Here is a 16627-nt window from a genome sequence, read left to right as displayed (position 1 = left end):
GATCCGGCGCCGTGCCGCTCACGTCACGGTGCCGGCAAGACGAAAGCCCGTTCTACCGGGCCTTCTTCTTCACCACGACCTTCTTCTTGGCACCAGCGCCCACGACGGGCGGGACTGGCGCGGTGGGCTCTCCCTTGGCCGGCGTCCCAGCAGCCCCGGCGGCCGTCCCGCTCCCTGCGGCGAGAGCAGGCGGCGGAGGAGGCGGCACGGGCTTGGCGGCAGGACGCGCGGCCGGAGGAGGCGGCGGCGCAGGACGGCTCGCGGCAGGACGCGCGGGAGCCGCCGGACGAGCCGGCACCGTGCTCCCTGGCCGAACCGTGGGACGCGTCACCGCCGGGCGCGAAACCGGCACACGGCCCGGCTCCACCTCACCCATGTCCACCCGGCCGCGGAAGCTGGCGCCGTCCACGATGATGACGCGCGGGGCGTGGATGTCGCCCACCATGCGGCCCTCGCGGGTGAGCTCCACGCTCTCGGTGGCGTTGATGTTGCCCACCACCACCCCGCTGACGATGGCGTTGCGCACCGCCACGTTCGCCTTCACCACGCCCGTGGTCTCCACGATGAGGGTCTTGCTGAGCGTCAGCTCGCCCTCCACGCGGCCACGGACCGTGAGATCCTCGTCACCCGTCAGCTTGCCGCTGATGAGGATGGACGGGCCCACCACCGTGTTGTTGCCGGCCGAGCCGGCCACGTCTTTCGCTATGGCCACGCGTCATCGCTCCTTCTGATCCATGTCGACGTTGCCCTTGAAGGAGGCGCCGTCGGCAATGAGGATGCGAGGGGCCTTGATGTCGCCCACCACGCGGCAGTCCTGCTTGAGCTCGACCTTGTCGCTGGCGACGATGTTGCCCGTCACCCGGCCGGCGATCTCCACGTTCTGCGTCTCGATGTCCGCCTCGACGACGCCGCTGCCCTCGACGTAGAGGCTCTCCTTCAGGGAGATCTTCCCCTTCACCGTGCCCTGGATGACCAGATCCTCGTCACCGGAGATCTCCCCGTCGATGACGATGCTCGAACCAATGACCGTATTCGCCATGAGTGTTGCACCCCTCCGAAGGGTTGTGCTTCGTCGTCCCTCGACGGCCGGGACTTGCTAGATGTCGTCCGGCAGCTTCACTTCCATCTCGATGGAGCCGTTGAACACCGCTCCATCCTCGATGACGACGCGCGGAGCCTTGATGTCGCCGGCCACCTTGGCCGACGCGTTGATGGAAACCCGGGCCGAGGCGTCGATGTTGCCGCTCGCCTCGCCGTTGATGGTCAGCTCCTCGGCACGGATGTCCGCCTGGACCTTGCCCGTGCTCTCGATGGTGAGGTGGTTCTTCAGGGCGATCTGCCCCTCCACCCGGCCCTCGATCACGAGATCTCCGCCTCCCGTGAGGCTGCCCTTGATGACGATTCCCTTGCCGATGATGCCCGTTTCGCCCTGTGCCATGCGGTGACCCTCGGAAGCGCCAATCGCTAAGTCCGCGCCCTGATTATGTCAGAGATGAGCGGAGATCCAGCCGGAGATGTCCCGGAACACCTCCTCGCGCCCCAGCTCGTTGAGAGGCTCGTGCAACATGCCGGGATACTCCTTGAACTTCTTGTCCGTGGACCCCACCGTCTCGAAGAAGGACCGCGCTGCCGCCGGCGCGGCCACTGCGTCGTTGGATCCGCAGAAGATGAAAATGGGTGCTGTCACCCGAACGGCCTGGGCCAGGGCCTCGGCCTGGGCCCGGGTGGATTCGACGAACCAGCGCGGCGTCACCGTGCGGATGTAGAGCGGGTCCTCCGCCGTGGCGCGGACGATGGCCGTGTCCCGCGTGAGGTGCTCGGGCTTGAGCTCGTTCTGGATGGGCAGCCAGGGAATCACCTTGCCTACCAGCTTCGCCGCCAGCAGCTTCGAGGCGGGGGGGACGATGGCCAGCTTGAGGTAGGGGGCTGACAGCACCAACCCCGCGGCCGAGTCCAGTCCGCCCCGCTCCGCCAGATGCGCCGCCATCAGCCCGCCGTGGCTGTGCCCGAGCAGGAAGGACTTCTGTCCGCCCGCCGCCTTGCGGACCCGCTCCCAGAAGAGCGCCAGGTCGTCCAGGTAGTCCGGCCACTTCTCGCAGTAGGCCCGGCGCCCGTCCGCCCGGCCGTGGCCGCGGTAGTCGAAGCCGTGGACGGCGAAGCCCTCGGCCACCAGCGCCTCGGTGACGGGGCGGTACCGGCCGATGTGATCGGCATAGCCGTGCGCGATGGCCACATGGGCCCGCGGCGCGGCGTCCGGAAGGTCCAATGTCCAGAAGAGCCGGAGGCGGTCCTTCGCGGTGAAGAAGCCCTCGTCGTGGCGCGCCATATCGGGCCGTGAACTTAGCGGCCCGCAGCCTCCGTGGACAGCATCTTCAGCTTCCGTTCGAGCTGCATCCGCTGGAGGGGGGGCTCGGCGGCCTCCGGGTCCAGCGTCAGCACGTCGATGGCACGGCGGAAGGCGGACACCGCGTCCGCACGCCGGGAGACCTGCCGGTAGGCATCCCCCAGGTGTTCCAGGATGACGGGCTCGTCCGGTTCCAGTTGCGTGGCCCGCTCCAGTGCCTCCACTGCGCGTTGGTACTCCCCGCGCTGGAAGTACACCCAGCCCAGCGAGTCCAGGAAGGCCCCCGTGTCCGGCCGCAATTCCAGAGCCCGGAGCACCAGGCGCTCGGCCTCAGGGAGATCCCGGCGCTTCTGCGCGAGCAGGTACCCGATGAAGTTCATGGCCGCCGCGTGCTCCGCGTTGATCGCCAGCACGGAGCGCATCTGCGCCAGGGCCTTGTCCGCGTCCCCCTGCAGATCGTAGGCGGAGGCCAGCGCATACAGGAGCGCCTCATCCCGAGGGCTTCGGGAGACGGCCTCGCGCAACAGCGTCACGGCCTCCGCGGAGCGACCCCGCCGGTGCAGGGTGGCGGCGAGCGCCTCGTACAGATCGGAGCCGGGGGTACGCGCCACGGCCTCTTTCAGCACGGCCTCGGCCCGTTCCGCGGCGCCGCTGCGCTCCAGCGCCCGGGCGTACTGCACCCTCAGGCCGGCATCGTCCGGGGAGTCCGCCAGGGAAGCCTCGAAGAGTGCGAGCGCGTCAGCATGCTGTCCCGCTCGAGAGAGACACCCTGCCCGGCGCGCACGCACCTCATCATAGAGCTCGGAGGACTCGGGGACCTCGGCATAGGCGGCCGCAGCCTGGGAGTAGTGCCGCTGCCGCTCATGCACCAGCCCCGCATAATAGGAGATGCGGGGCTCCTTCGGCCGCCCGCGCCGGGCCATGTCCAGCACGTCGGCGGCGGCCGCCGTCTCCTTCGAGGCGAGGAAGGCAAAGGCCACCCGCACCGTGAGTTCGGGATCGTCGGTGATCGACAGCAACCGGTCGAAGTACGCCCGCGCCCGAGTGGCGGAGCCGAGCTTGAGGGCAATCCGCCCCGCCGACAGCAGCACCTCACGGTTGTCCGGGTCATGCTCGAGCGCCCGGGCCAGGCACTCCTCGGCCTCGGCGGAGCGCCCGCTGGCGTCGTACAGCCGCGCCAGGGTGATGGAGACCTCCACATCCCCCGGATCCCGCTCGAGAGCGTGGGCAAGCAGCTTCTCCGCGCGGTTCTTGTCCCCGCGCTCGGCCAGCGCCAGTCCCAGGCGGCGATACCCGGAGGCCTCCCCCGGGAGCGCCGCGGCCAGTTCCTCCACCACCTTCACCGCCTCCTCCGGCTGCTTGGCTTCCAGGTGGAGCTGGGCCAGGACGAGGTACGCCTCGGGCTCGCGAGGCTTGAGCGCCAGGGCCCGGCGCAGGTGCATGCGGGCCTTCGAGTATTTCCCTGCCTCCAGCAGCACGCGGCCGAGCATCACGTGGGCCGGGTAGTACCGGGGCGACACGTCCACGGCGCGGCGCAGCTCGCTCTCCGCCTTGGAGAGGTCCCCCAGACGGGCGTACTCCTCGCCGAGCTGGGTGAGGAGGTACGGATTGCCCTCGTCCGTGGCGAGCGCCATGCGCAGTTCGTCCGCCGCCGCGCGATGCGAACCCGCGTGGTGCAGCAACTGGGACTGAAGGAAGTGCGCGTAGCTGGCGGGCGAGGAGAAATCATCCCGCTCGGCCCCCGCATCCACGGCCTCACGCATGGCCTCGCGGTCCACCTTGGGGCGCTTCGGCGGCGCGGCGGCCGCGGAGAGGCCCGCGAGGAAGAGCAGCGGCACGGCTCGGATGGCACGAAGGGAGCGCACGCTGGTCCTCATTGTAGCGCGTGCGCGCCCGCTGCGCAGTCCGTCAGCTCAGGGTCGCGATGGGAGCCCCGAGCCTGTCCAGAATCTTATCCACCGGATCGCTGTCCAGGCTCACGTCCGCGACCGCCTGCTGGTACGCCAGCCCCGTCACGTGCTGCATCTCCGGCAGCAAGCGGTGGATGACGGTCCGCGCCCCCTCCACATCGCACTCGGGGAGCATGATGGCGAACACCCCCGAGCCCATGTGGGCCACGGCATCCGGGGTCCTCAAGAGCTTGCGCAGCACATCCGTGGCGCCTTTGGGCATGTCGGCCTGAGGCCGCTCCGGCCGCAGCACAGCCACGCACATGTGCCGGTGGTAGCGGCGAGCCTTGGACACCTCCACCTCCAGCTTCACCAGCAGGCCGCGCTTGTCGTACAGGTTGGTGCCTGGATCGCCTCCCATGCGCACGGACAGCGCGCCGCTCCGGTCGGGCTCACCCAGTCCGCCGGGAGGTGCCTTGAGCGCCCGCTCGGTGCGATTGAGCAGCTCCATCGCATTGAAGGGCTTGCTCATGTAGTCCACGGCGCCCAGGTTGAGCGCGCGAACCTTCTCGGCCACACCCTGATGCGCCGACAGGAGAATCACCGGGATGTGCGCCGTGTCCGTGGAGGACTTGAGCGCCACCGTGGCCTCCAGGCCGTCCAGCTTGGGCAGGAACACGTCCATCACCACCAGATCCGGCCGCAGGTTGCGCGCCTTGGCCACACCTTCCTGGCCGTCGCGCGCCACCTCCACGCGGTAGCGCGAGCGCAGCACCTCCGCGAGCACTGCGGCGATCTCCGCCTCGTCCTCCACCACCAGCACGCGCGGCTGCTGCGGCTCCATCAGCGGCACCGGCGTCACCGACTTGCGCGGCGCCTCCTGGGCCATGGGCAGCGTGAAGACGAAGATGCAGCCGCCCTCCGGCGAGTTCTCCGCCCAGATCTCTCCGCCGTGCAGCTCGACGAACTCCTTGCAGATGGCCAGCCCCAGCCCCGTGCCCTTCGGCCCGTGGCGGTAGCGGTCGAACACCAGGTGCACCTCGTCCGGAGGAATGCCCGGTCCATCGTCCTGCACGGTGATCTTCACCGCGTCCCCGTCCGGACGCGTCAGCCGCACCGCCCGCACCACCACCTGCCCCTTGTCCTTGGCGTGGTGGATCGCGTTCGTGATGAGGTTCTGCAGCACCTCGTGCAGCTTCACCTCGTCGCCAATGAGCATCAGGCTCACGCTGGCTTCCGCGCGCAGGATGATGCCCCGCTGCGCGGCCAGGATGTTCAGCTCCGTGGTGCTCTCGCGGCACAGCTGCGCCATGTCCAGCTTGCGCGGCTCGATGGACAGCCGCGCCGCCTCGCCCTTGCCCTTCTCCAGCAACGACTCGACCAGGCCGAGGATCTTCCGGCCCTGGCGGATCATCGCCTCCACGGACATCTTCTGATCCGCGGTGACCTGGCCCTCCAGCAGCAACCGCCCGTGGCCCAGCAGCACCTGCAGCGGAGCGCGCAGGTCATGGCTGCACACCGCGATGATCTCGTCCTTGAGCCGGTTCAGTTCCTTCAGGCGACGGTTGGCATCCGAGAGCTCGCGGTAGCGCTCCACGTACGCCAGCTCCAAATCCTCGCGCTTGCGCTTGACGGCCGTGTGCAGGCGCGCGTTGCGGATGGAGTTGGCCAGCACTCCGGCCACCGCCTGCGCGAAGGCCTGCTCATCCCGCCCGAACGTCGTGCCCGCCCGCGAGTGCCGCAGGAAGAGCGCGCCCAGCAGCTCGTCCTGGCACACCAGCGGCTGCACCAGCACCGAGTGCACTCCCACCGCCAAGATGTTGGGCCGCACCTCGGCCATCAACGGATCGTTCTCCGCCCGCTCGATGAGCACCGGCTGGCGCGTCTCCAGCGCGCGGCGCAGCTCCGGATAGCGTGAGATCTCGATCTCGAGCTGCACCAGCGTCGGATCCTCCTGCGTGGCCACCACCGTGCCGGTGCGAGCGTGCGAGCCCTCCACCAACACCACCGAGCAGCGATCCGAGCCCGTGACGCGCCCCACCTTGTCCACCGCGATGCGGAGGATGGCGTCCAGCTCCAGCGAGCTGGTGGCCGCCTCGGTGATCTCCAGGAGCATCCCCATCCTCAACCGGGTGCGCTCCTCCGTCTCTCGCAGGCGGCCCGCTCGCAGCGCAGCCTCCAGCCGCGGCACCATCTCCTCCGAGCCGCGAATCACTCCATCCAGCGCCAGCTTCTTCAGCGCATCCGCCGAGCGCGAGCGCGTCCCGTCCGCCAGCACCGGCACATTGCGCAATTGGGCGATGTTGCGGATGCCCTCCAGCGTCTCCGCCGCGCGCTTGGCCGCCGTGGTCAACAGGATGACCTCCGGCTGGAGGCTGCCCGCCACCTGGGGCACGCCCTCCATGTCATCCGCGATGGCGCACTGGAAACCGCTCTCGGAGAGACGCGAAGCCAGCACCTCACTGGCCGTTCGCGCACCGATCACCAGGACTCGACCGCGCTGCTCCGGCGACACGGTGACTCTCAAGGCATTCCCCGACGAGAAAGAAATGGACTCCGGGCATTCCGCGCGTGAGCCCTCATGTTGACGAATCGAATCATGCCGTTGAACCCGCTCGCGGACTAGCGGACGGCAAGGTGCCGTCCGTGGACCAAGAATTGAGAGGGTGGACGCGAAGCGTATACTCCGCCGCCGTGCGTCCTTCGCGAATCTTCCCGCCGCTCAGTCTCATGCGGACCCCGCTCCTCGCGGCGACCCTCGTGTTTGCGTGCCTCGCCCGCGCACAAGCCAAGAACACAGGGGACACTCTTCCCCCTGTTTCCCCACCCACCTCGGCAGTACCGACAACAGTAAAATCCGCTCCGGCTGGCAATGACAAGCAGGCAGGCTCTCAACCGTTCACTGCTCCCGCCCCTTCGGAGGGACACAGCCCCTCCACCCTGCACAACGCGTGGACGGCGCCCGCCAACCTGCGCCTCACCTCCAGCGCGGTGGGAGGCGTGGGCCTGCTGCGCGTGGCAGGGGCCGACCTGGGGGCCCGAGGCCTGCTGCGCTTCTCGCTGACCGGTGAGTACTTCAAGAATGGCAGCTTCCCCGTGCGGGACGCGGACAACAAGCGCACGGCTGGCACCTTCGCGCTCGCCTATGTGCCCTTCGAGTTCCTCGAACTGTCCGCCTCGTACACCGCTTCCTCCAACAGCAACTCGCGCTCGTCCCCCAACCTGATCCAGGCACTGGGAGACGTGACGCTGGGCGCCCGCGGCTCGCACGAGTGGATCCCCGGCCTGTGGGCCGGCGTCGATCTGCGCGCCCTCTTCTTCTCCGGCGTGGGGGACCAGAACGTGGATCGGGCGGCCTTCGGCTTCGCGCCGAGGGTGATCGCCACCTATGAGCTGCGCAGGCTCAACCCGAAGCTCCCGCTGCGGGCCCACGGCAACCTGGGCCTGGTCCTGGACGGGACGGGAGATCTCGTGAGTGACACCCGCCTCAATGCCTCCGAGGAGTACGCGCTCAACGTCAACCGCTTCAACCGCCTGGCGCTCGCGCTGGGAGTGGAAGCTCCGTTGCGCGGGGTGACACCGTTCCTCGAATTCAATCTGGCCTATCCGCTGGGCGTGGGCGGTGATGGGCTGGTGGCTCCGGACGGGCAGACCGTCTCCGCGGCCAGCGCGGCCTTCAAGACATTCAACCTGGGCGCCAAGGTCACCGCCGTACGCGATGTCACCTTCAGTGTGGGTGCCGAGTTCGGGCTCACGCGCGCCGTGGGCCTGGGTGTACCGGCCACTCCGCCCATCAACCTCTTCTTCGGCGCTGCCTACACCGTGGATCTGCTCGACCGTCCCGAGACGCGGCTCGTTGAGGTCGTCCGAGAGGCGAAACCGGATGCCACCCAGGTGGTCCAGAAGACTCCGACGACTCCTCCTCCTTCCCCCACTCCAACGCCCCAGGCGCCTCAAACGGGGCAGGTGTCGGGCGTGGTCCTCGACTTCACGACCCGCAAGCCGATCGCGGGCGTCCTGGTGACGGTGCCTGGCGCCGGACTCCCTCCGGTGGCGACCGAGGCAGGGACCGGACGCTTCCTCACCCATCAGCTGCCAGCTGGCCCCATCCGGCTCTCCGCCCAGAAGGAAGGCTACCGGCAGTCCGAGCAGGACCTGCGGGTCACCGCGGGCGACACCGCCACCGTGGAGATGCTGCTGGAGGCCGAGGCCCGCCCGGCTGTCTTCACCGTCTCCACCACCGCGCAGAAGAAGCCGGTGGCGGCCACGGTGAGCTTCCAGGGTCCGAAGAGCCAGGAGCTTCCCACGTCCGACTCTGCCTCCGCGCCCGCGAAGATCGAGCTGCCCGCCGGCCACTATGTGGTGAACGTCGTGGCGAAGGGATTCCTCGCACAGACACGGGACGTCCAGGCCTCCGACGGCGCCACCCAGGCGCTCTCCTTCGAGCTGGAGCCGGAGCCGAAGAAGAAGCTGGTGGAGGTGAAGGAGGACCGGATCGAGCTGGCCCAGCAGATCCAGTTCGGCGCCGGCAAGGCGGTCATCCTCGCGGAGAGCCAGCCGCTCATCTCGCAGGTGGTGGACACCCTCGTGCGAGGGGGCATCAAGCGCGTGCGCATCGAAGGCCACACAGACAACCAGGGCGACCCGGCAGTCAACCTGCAGCTCTCCAAGGATCGGGCGCAGGCGGTGGCGGCGGCGCTCACGAAGGCCGGAATCGACGCGTCGCGTCTGGAGGTCGCGGGGTTCGGAGACACGCGCCCCATCGCCCCCAATCTCACCCCCCGAGGGCGGGAGCTCAACCGGCGCGTGGAGCTGCTCATCCTGGAGAAATGATCCCGAGGCCCGGCACGCGGTAGAGTCGGGGGCCATGAAGGACACCCTCCGACTGACGCCCTGGCGTGCCGCGCTCCTCCCCTTGTCGTTTCTGGCCCTCTCCTGCGGAGGCGGTACCCCCAAGCCGCCCCCGAAGGATCCCCCCCAGGCCACACTGACGGTGCCCAAGCCCAACACCGCCGGGCAGAAGCTCACGGTGATGGTCAGCGCCACCGGCTGTGACACGATCCAGAGCCTGTCCATCTACGACCGGGAGGACTTCCTGAAGTCCGTGGCCTACAGCGGGCCCGGTGCCGTGTCGGTGGATCTGGCCATCAACGAGATCAAGTACACCCGAGGCATCGCCGCCAAGCTCTCGCTCTACGCGCGGGTGGTGTGCTCCGACGGAAGGCAGAATGACTCGCAGCCGGCCGCGGCCACCTTCTTCCCGGCCGCCGAGGTCATCGAGGCCCCGCTCAACACCCAGTTGGTGACCGACAACTTCGTCACCGAGGGCACCCTGCCCCTCATCTACTTCCTGGGCTGCGGCAACCTCGAGGGCGGCATCCCCACGCTCTTCCTCGTCGAGAAGAACAACGGCGTGCGCAAGCAGAAGAGCATGCCGTTCCTCTGCACCAACAGCACCGTCATCACCCCGAAGAATCCGACGACGAAGAAGCGCTGGGTGTGGACGCCCCAGGCGGGCGCCATCGCTATCGACGAGAACCTGAACATCTCCGGCCAGATCGACATCCCCCTGGATCAGCTCTCCGTGGCGGAGGATGGAGACGCAGTCATCACCGATACGGGCTCCGGCGGTGGCGAGAATCTCGTGTACCGCATCAGCCATCAGAACGGCGCCATCAAGTGGACCTATACGCCCCGGGGCTTCGTCATCTCCCCGCCCCTGACGCGCGCGGACGACGTGATGATCGCCAGCATCACGACGACGGGAGCGCCGTCCGGCCGGGCGAACATCTACGTGTCGCGCGTGGACTATGGCCGGCAGAACCCCGCGACGGGAGGCATCGAGCTGGGCGCCTTCATCATGAAGACGGTGGCCAGTGACATCACTCCCACCTCGGCTCCGCCGACCGCGTTCAACGCGAACGGCAACCTGCTGTACATGGCCTTCGCCGGCGTGGGAGGCATCACGCAGGTCTTCGCGTGCAAAACCGAGGCGAATGGGTGCACGGACACAGCGCAGCTCTGGGCGGAGCCCCCCACGCTGAAGAAGCCCATCGTCGCCCTGGTGCCCTACGGCGCCGGAAGCCGGATCGCGGCCATCGCGGCTCAGCAGGTCTGGTTCCTCGACGCGAACAACGGCGCGATACTCAACAAGGGAGGAGTCGACAACCCGCTCATCCCCAATGGCGGCCTGGTGGTGCTCGGAGTCCAGTCCGGCGGCCCTCCGTATGCCCAGTCCTTCTACTTCCTCACGGGCTCGGCGCCGACGGAGAACCTGCCGTCTCCGCAGCCGCTGGAGATCGTCGCCACGGATGATCCCGCCAAGGGCGAGCTCTATCGCTACGAGATCAATTCCGGCAGCATCTCCGTCGCGATCGATGACGCCGGTACGCTCTGGATGCGCCGGGGCGGAGATATCGTGCGCCCGCTGTTGCCTCCCGAGTACCGGCAGGTCAGGCCCGTCACACCGTAGGCGGGCGGGCGAGGTGCGAGAGGGTTGAAGTACGCTCTCGCCAGGGTCCCTCCTGGAAAGAACTCGTGAGAAAGGTCTCTCTCGCACTCGCCCTGGCGCTCGTGCACTGGGCCTGTAAAGCCGAGACGACTCCCAGCCAGGGACAGCAGGGAGTCGTCGACCTGAGAGGCTGGCACTTCGAGCGCCAGGGAGCGGTGACCCTTGGCGGTGAGTGGGCCTTCGATTGGCTGCGGCTCGAGGACGAGCCCTTGCGCGAGCGAATCCACGACGGCTACGTCCCGCCGCTCACGTGGAGCGGGCTCTCCTTGCGCGGCACCGAGCTCCCCGTGGAGGGCTACGCGACCTACCGGCTGAAGGTGCTCCTCCCTTCCGAGCCGCAGCACCTGCTCCTCGCGACCAGCCCCGCCGACAGCGCGTATCGCCTGCGCGTGCTCGACTCACGTGGCAATACCTTGAGCATCTTCGAGTCCGGCACCGTCGGCACGACACGCGAGTCCACGCGGATGCTCGCGCGCCCGGGGCACATCCCGATCGATGCCTCGGACGAGATCACCCTGATCCTACAGGTCAGCAACTTCCAGATGGCGCGAGCCGGGCTGTGGCTGCTGCCCGTGCTGGGAGATCGGCCCGCGCTCGAACGAGCGTGGGAGTACGAGCGCTATCTCGAGCTGGTCCTGGTCGGCATGTTGCTCATGATGGGGCTGCATTTTCTCACGCTGTTCTCCATGCGCCGGGACGAGCGGGCCCCGCTCTGGTTCAGCCTCTTCTGCTTCTCGATGGCGTTCCGAACCCTGCTGCTCTGGCGCTACTTCGAGGAGGTCCACCCCGAGACAGAGCTCGGCCTCTTCATCCTGCGGCTGGAGTACCTGGATCTCCCTGGCATCGTCGCGTTCTTCGTCCTCTTCCTGTCGGAGATCTTCACGATCCGTCCCAGATGGTTCGTGCGGATGACGGTGGTGGTATGCCTGGGGTTCGCGGCGCTCGCGGTGGTCACCCCACCCCAGGTGTTCACCGCGGGCCGGAACGCGCTCCAAGCGTTCCTGCTGTTCGGACTCGGGTGCCTGGCCGTGTCGCTCGTGCTCGAGGCCGTCCGTGACAAGAACCGTCTGGCCGCGGTGATGCTGGGCGCGCTCGCGATCTTCATCACCGCCGTGCTCCATGACATCCTCGCCGAGCACCAGATCATCCACAGCAGCTTCAGCGCGCACGCGCTCGGCGGGAGCTGCTTCCTGTTCATCCAGTCCGCGCTTCTGTCGATCCTCAACCAGCGCATGCGCCGCGGCCTGGAGGATGCGTCCTCCCGCCTCAGCTCCCAGAACCGCGAGATGGCCGTGCTCAACGAGGATCTCCGCGTGCAGGTGGCGGTCCGCTCCCGATCGCTGGCCAGCACCCTCCACGCACTCCTGGTCGCGACACCTCGGGCCGTCGAGCCCAAACCCGGCCTGATCGTCGCCCATCGCTACGAGCTCGAGCGGCACCTGGGCACGGGCGGAATGGGGATGGTGTTCTCGGCGAAGCGGCTCTCGGACCAGCGCCGCGTGGCGCTCAAGCTCATCGCCAACTCCTACGTGAGCAATCCCACGGCGCTCGCCCGGCTCGCGCGGGAGGCCGAGACCGCGGCGGCCATCGATCATCCCAATGTCGTGCGAGTGCTCGACATCGATCTCGATGAGCAGGGCGCGCTGTTCCTGGCCATGGAGCTCGTGGAGGGTCGGGATCTGGAGTCTCAGCGCTCGCGCTTCGGCGAACTCGCGTGGGCACTTCCCCTGCTACCCCAGATCCTCAAGGCGCTGCGGGCGATCCACTCCGGTGGCGTGCTCCACCGCGACCTGAAGCCGAGCAACATCCTGCTCTCGGACGGAGTCGTGAAGGTGGTGGACTTTGGCATCGCACGCCCGATGCGGGAGGAGTCGGGAGGCCGCGTCACCGTGGAGATGACCCAGGAGAGCTCCACCCACGAGATACAGTTGACCCGTGCCGGGAGCATCCTCGGCTCCCCGCCCTACATGGCTCCCGAGCTGGCCGATGGCATGGAGAACTCGTCCAAGGCCTCGGACATCTTCTCGTTCGGCTGCATCGCCTATGAGCTCCTCTGTGCCAGGCGCCCCTTCGAGAAACCGCTCGTGCTCGAACGGCCGGTGGAGCGACTGGAGCAGACAGCGCCTCCCCTGGGCTCGCTCTGTCCGAGCCTCGACGGGCACCTCGCGAAGTTGATTGATTCTTGCCTGCAACGAGCAGCCCAGCGCCCTTCGATCGAGGAGCTGCTCGCGGCCTTTGCACTCTCGGACTCGGTTCAGGCTCGTCCGTAAATGGGATCGGAAGTCCCGATTTCGAGCAGATTCATCCAGCGGACTGGCCTCGGAATGATGGGCCAGTCGTGGCACTCTCCTTGCCTGTCCCCACCTGCGCATGTCTCTCTTCCAGGAAGTCCGGCTCGCCCTCCGCTCAACGCTCCGAGAGAAGGCGTTCACCACCGTCGTCGTGACCACCCTTGCGCTGTCGATCGGTGCGACCACGACCGTGTTCAGCGTCGTGTACCAGGTGCTCTGGCGGCCCTTGCCGTACCCGGAAGCATCCCAGCTGGTTCGGCTCTTCCAGACCACCACGCCTGGCGCGGGAGCAGGTCCGCACAAGGACCGGATACGCATCACCCTGCCTGTCTGGAACGCGTGGCGGGCAGAGGCGCGAAGCTTCTCCCGGATCGAGGGCTTTCGAGCGGAGAGCTCCTCTCTGAGTGGGACGGATTCCGATGAGCGGCTCAAGGTGGGGCGGGCATCCGCCGGACTCTTCCCCATGTTGGGAGTCCAGCCTGTCCTGGGACGGCTCTGGGAGGCGGACCTCGAAGTGCCAGGACGCGACCGCGAGCTCGTCCTCTCCCATCCGATCTGGCAGCACCTGTACGGAGGAGATCCCTCGGTCCTCGGCCGCAGCGTCCTGCTGAACGACCAGGTCCACACGATCGTCGGAGTCCTCCCCGACAGCTTTCTGTTCGAGCCGGAGATCGATGTCTGGAAGCCGCTGGCGCTCGACCCGAAGACAGAGCAGTCCAGCGCGCTGCGCGTCGTGGGGCGTCTGCAACCGCACGTCTCTCCCGAGCAGGCCCGGGCCGAGCTGGTCCAGTTGGCCCTGAGCGCCGAGGGCGTTCCCGGAGAGAAGCTCACCGGGGCGAGCATGGAACCCCTCCATCAGTTCTGGGTCGAGCAGTCCTCCTCCCAGTTGGAGATCCTCACCGGAGTGGCTGGGTTGCTGCTGCTGCTCGGGTGCGCCAACCTCACCAACCTGCTGCTCGCGCGCGGCAGTGCTCGTGCGCACGAGATGGCCGTGCGCATCGCCCTGGGCGCGAGCAGGGCGCAGCTGATCCGGCTGCTGCTCATCGAGAACCTGGTCCGAGCACTGCTCGGTGGCGCTGCGGGGTTGCTCGTCGCACTGTGGGGGCGGGGACTGATGGACACGTTCATACCGTCCCAGTTCGTGTCGGGTCCTGGCCTCGAGCCCTTCGTCCTGGTGACTGCCGGGCTGATCTCGATCGCCACTGCTGTGCTGGTGGGGTTGCTACCTGCGCTCCACGCGACCCGAGGAGACGGACAGGCGGCGCTCGCTCCCGTGGCACGGGGCTCCCGGAGTGCCTCGGTAGGCGTGGCCAGGTCCGTGCTCGTCGTCGTCCAGTTGGCGCTGGCCCTGGTGCCGCTGGTGGGCACCGGCCTCATGCTCCGCACGGTCTGGAAGCTCCAGGATGTTCCCCTGGGCTTCGAACCGGAGGGTGTCACTGTCGGCGAAGTCTTCGTTCCCGTGGACCAGTACGCCAACGAGGAGGCGGCGGTCACCGTCGCCCGGGATCTCCTTGCCCGGATCGAAGCACTCCCGGGCGTGACAGCGGCGGGATTCACCGTCAACCTCCCCTTCTCCGGGGAGATCTGGCGGCAGGCCACGAACTTCCGCGTCCTGGGCGATGCCGCCTCCAGCGAGACGACAGCCCAGGCCGGGTATGTGCCCGCCACGGACGGCTACTTCAAGGCGCTCGGCATTCCTCTAAAAGAGGGCCGCCTTCCGAGCGCCCTGGACACGATGCACAGCCCCCGCGTCGTCGTCGTCACCGAAGCCTTCGTGCGCCGCTACCTCCCCAGCCGGAGTGCGCTCGGGACCCGGATCCAGCTGAACGTGGATGGGGACGTCGAAGAGCCTCGCGAGATCGTCGGCGTCGTCGGGGACGTGCCCATGGAGCGGCTCTCGGTGGCTCCGGCGGGGGACATCTACGTCCCCCTGGGACAGGACATGCGCAGGACCCTGGGTCTCGCCGTGAAGTCCCAGCTCCCCACCGGTCAGCTCATGCCGCTGCTGCACCAGCAACTGCGCGCGGCGGACTCCCGGCTCCGGCTGGTCAGGGTACGCCCGATCGCGAACATCGTGGAGGACAGCTACGCCCGGATGCGCGTGGTGGGTGAACTCCTGGGCGCCTTTGCGCTGCTGGCGCTGGTGCTGGCAGCGGTCGGCCTCTACGGAATCCTCGCCTTCTGGGTGGCACAACAGACCCGCGAATTGGGGATCCGTCTGGCGCTGGGAGCGACACCCTCAGGACTGCTTCGGAGGGTCATCGGGCAGGGACTGCGGCTCACTGGCTTTGGCCTCGTCGCAGGGCTGGTGGGCGCGGGGCTCCTGGCACGGGCCCTCTCCGCGATGCTCTATGGCGTCTCCACATATGATCCGCTCATCTTCGTATGTGCGCCCGCGATGATGCTGCTCATCGCGCTGGCCGCGAGCTGGCTCCCAGCCACGGCCGCCATGCGCGTGCCTCCGAACGAAGCGCTCAAGCGGGACACGTGATCCGCTGGGCATCAAAAGGCCTCGCCGAGGTTCAGGTAGAACGACAGCTCGCTGCCGTACGCGACATCGAGCCGGAGGTTCACCGGCACGTCGGCCATGGGCGCCAACCGCAAGCCCGCACCCGCCGCAGGCTTGAGGTTCGACAGCATCGCCCCATCCAGGCTCCGCCCCACGTTGCCGACCGAGGCGAACACCACCCCTCCCACGCGCCAGAACAGGGGACTGCGGTATTCGGCCTGCAGGGCCAGGTGCTGCCTGTCTCGGAAGCGGCCCTCGAAGTAACCACGCATCATCTCGCTGCTGCCGAGCTTCCCCGTGTCGTAGAAGGGCGGCTCACCGCTTCGCAGCTCGACGAGCGCGTGCAGGGCGACGACGTGCTGGGCGTAGGGCATCGTCCAGTAGCTTCGGCCGTCGATGCGCACCACGTTGAACTCCGTGGTCGAACCCCACGCTGGCAGGGCCATGCGCGCCTGCACTCGAATCAGCGCGCCGCTCCGCGGGTACAGCGTGCTGTCCCGCGTGTCCCAGAGCGCCGAGACGCCCAGCTGAACCGTCGTTCCTCCACGAGCTCCGGTCACGCCGCCCTGATCGAGCTGTCCTCCCTGAACTCGGCCGTCAATCTCCGCGACCTGGAGGCGGCCACTCGGCCCCACGTACAACGAGGGAAGCACCCGCCACTTCGGGCTGAACTCGAGCTCGTAGTAGGTCGGGGTGTAGGGCTCCTCCGCCTCCGCCCGGGTCTCGCTCCCCACTCCGAAGAACCGATCCGGGAACTTGGCCGCGCTGAGCGTCCCTCCCAGGTGCAACCGGTCATCCAGGGCGTACACGTCGGACGAGAGAATGATCGAGAACTGCTTGCGCAGGCTGGCCGCACCCGCCAGGAGGACCTGTGACTCACGGCGCCCGCTGTGCTCCGGCGGCTGGTACACGAGCGCGGCCGCGCCCCCGAGCAGCCAGCTCGTCTCCGGTTGATACGCAGGGAGCGCGAAGGGCACCACGCCCAGCCGGCCACTCCCCTCTTCCTGCCTCTCCAGCGCCGGCTCCTCGGCCCATGCGACGGCGCATAGGAGCAGGACGGTGACGATCGTTCCCCTCATGTCA

The 16627-nt window shown here is 68.2% G+C and carries 11 protein-coding genes; 4 read left to right on the top strand and 7 right to left on the bottom strand.

Annotated elements, in window-relative coordinates; all coding sequences use genetic code 11:
- Positions 1-52: 52 nt before the first annotated feature.
- From KY501_RS00830 to KY501_RS00805, 6 genes are read right to left on the bottom strand one after another with little or no spacing between them, the layout of a single operon-like run.
- Positions 53-712, bottom strand: coding sequence for a bactofilin family protein (locus tag KY501_RS00830; protein WP_224360407.1), 660 nt, complete (start codon positions 710-712; stop codon positions 53-55).
- A 3-nt stretch (positions 713-715) separates the two neighbouring features.
- Positions 716-1039, bottom strand: a complete 324-nt coding sequence (locus tag KY501_RS00825) for a bactofilin family protein (protein WP_224360406.1) — start codon at positions 1037-1039, stop codon at positions 716-718.
- Positions 1040-1096: 57 nt separating this feature from the next.
- Positions 1097-1438, bottom strand: a complete 342-nt coding sequence (bacN, locus tag KY501_RS00820) for a bactofilin BacN (RefSeq protein WP_224360405.1) — start codon at positions 1436-1438, stop codon at positions 1097-1099.
- Positions 1439-1486: 48 nt separating this feature from the next.
- Positions 1487-2326 (bottom strand): alpha/beta hydrolase, encoded by an 840-nt coding sequence (locus KY501_RS00815; RefSeq protein ID WP_224360404.1) that lies wholly within the window; start codon positions 2324-2326, stop codon positions 1487-1489.
- A 14-nt stretch (positions 2327-2340) separates the two neighbouring features.
- Positions 2341-4209: a tetratricopeptide repeat protein gene (locus KY501_RS00810; protein WP_373691538.1), complete on the bottom strand. Its 1869-nt coding sequence runs from the start codon at positions 4207-4209 to the stop codon at positions 2341-2343.
- Between the two features lie 43 nt (positions 4210-4252).
- Complete coding sequence (locus KY501_RS00805; RefSeq protein ID WP_224361052.1) at positions 4253-6748, bottom strand: ATP-binding protein; 2496 nt, start codon at positions 6746-6748, stop codon at positions 4253-4255.
- A 215-nt stretch (positions 6749-6963) separates the two neighbouring features.
- On the opposite strand from KY501_RS00805, the gene KY501_RS00800 reads away from it, so the two are divergent.
- The 4 genes from KY501_RS00800 (at position 6964) to KY501_RS00785 (ending at position 15526) form a co-directional block, all read left to right on the top strand.
- A complete protein-coding gene (locus KY501_RS00800) occupies positions 6964-9066 on the top strand; it encodes an OmpA family protein (RefSeq protein WP_224360402.1) in 2103 nt (700 codons plus the stop codon).
- A gap of 34 nt (positions 9067-9100) precedes the next feature.
- Positions 9101-10705 (top strand): hypothetical protein, encoded by a 1605-nt coding sequence (locus tag KY501_RS00795; protein WP_224360401.1) that lies wholly within the window; start codon positions 9101-9103, stop codon positions 10703-10705.
- A gap of 65 nt (positions 10706-10770) precedes the next feature.
- Positions 10771-13014: a protein kinase domain-containing protein gene (locus KY501_RS00790; protein ID WP_224360400.1), complete on the top strand. Its 2244-nt coding sequence runs from the start codon at positions 10771-10773 to the stop codon at positions 13012-13014.
- Between the two features lie 100 nt (positions 13015-13114).
- Entirely contained in the window at positions 13115-15526 is a 2412-nt protein-coding gene (locus tag KY501_RS00785) for an ABC transporter permease (RefSeq protein WP_224360399.1), read from the top strand.
- Between the two features lie 11 nt (positions 15527-15537).
- Here KY501_RS00785 and KY501_RS00780 read toward each other — a convergent pair whose 3' ends face one another.
- On the bottom strand, positions 15538-16623 hold the full coding sequence (locus KY501_RS00780; RefSeq protein WP_224360398.1) for a BamA/TamA family outer membrane protein: 1086 nt from the start codon (positions 16621-16623) through the stop codon (positions 15538-15540).
- Between the last annotated feature and the right edge of the window lie 4 nt (positions 16624-16627).

This window comes from Hyalangium versicolor (genome assembly GCF_020103695.1).
In the GTDB taxonomy this organism is placed as follows: Bacteria; Myxococcota; Myxococcia; order Myxococcales; family Myxococcaceae; genus Hyalangium; species Hyalangium versicolor.
Note: the sequence above shows the minus strand (reverse complement) of the source record. Positions and strands in the feature narration are given on the sequence as shown.

Coding starts and splice junctions, on each gene's coding strand:
- KY501_RS00815 (WP_224360404.1), bottom strand. CDS start 2,326: ATGGCGCGCCACGACGAGGGCTTCTTCACCGCGAAGGACCGCCTCCGG.
- KY501_RS00785 (WP_224360399.1), top strand. CDS start 13,115: ATGTCTCTCTTCCAGGAAGTCCGGCTCGCCCTCCGCTCAACGCTCCGA.
- KY501_RS00825 (WP_224360406.1), bottom strand. CDS start 1,039: ATGGCGAATACGGTCATTGGTTCGAGCATCGTCATCGACGGGGAGATC.
- KY501_RS00795 (WP_224360401.1), top strand. CDS start 9,101: ATGAAGGACACCCTCCGACTGACGCCCTGGCGTGCCGCGCTCCTCCCC.
- KY501_RS00780 (WP_224360398.1), bottom strand. CDS start 16,623: ATGAGGGGAACGATCGTCACCGTCCTGCTCCTATGCGCCGTCGCATGG.
- bacN (WP_224360405.1), bottom strand. CDS start 1,438: ATGGCACAGGGCGAAACGGGCATCATCGGCAAGGGAATCGTCATCAAG.
- KY501_RS00800 (WP_224360402.1), top strand. CDS start 6,964: ATGCGGACCCCGCTCCTCGCGGCGACCCTCGTGTTTGCGTGCCTCGCC.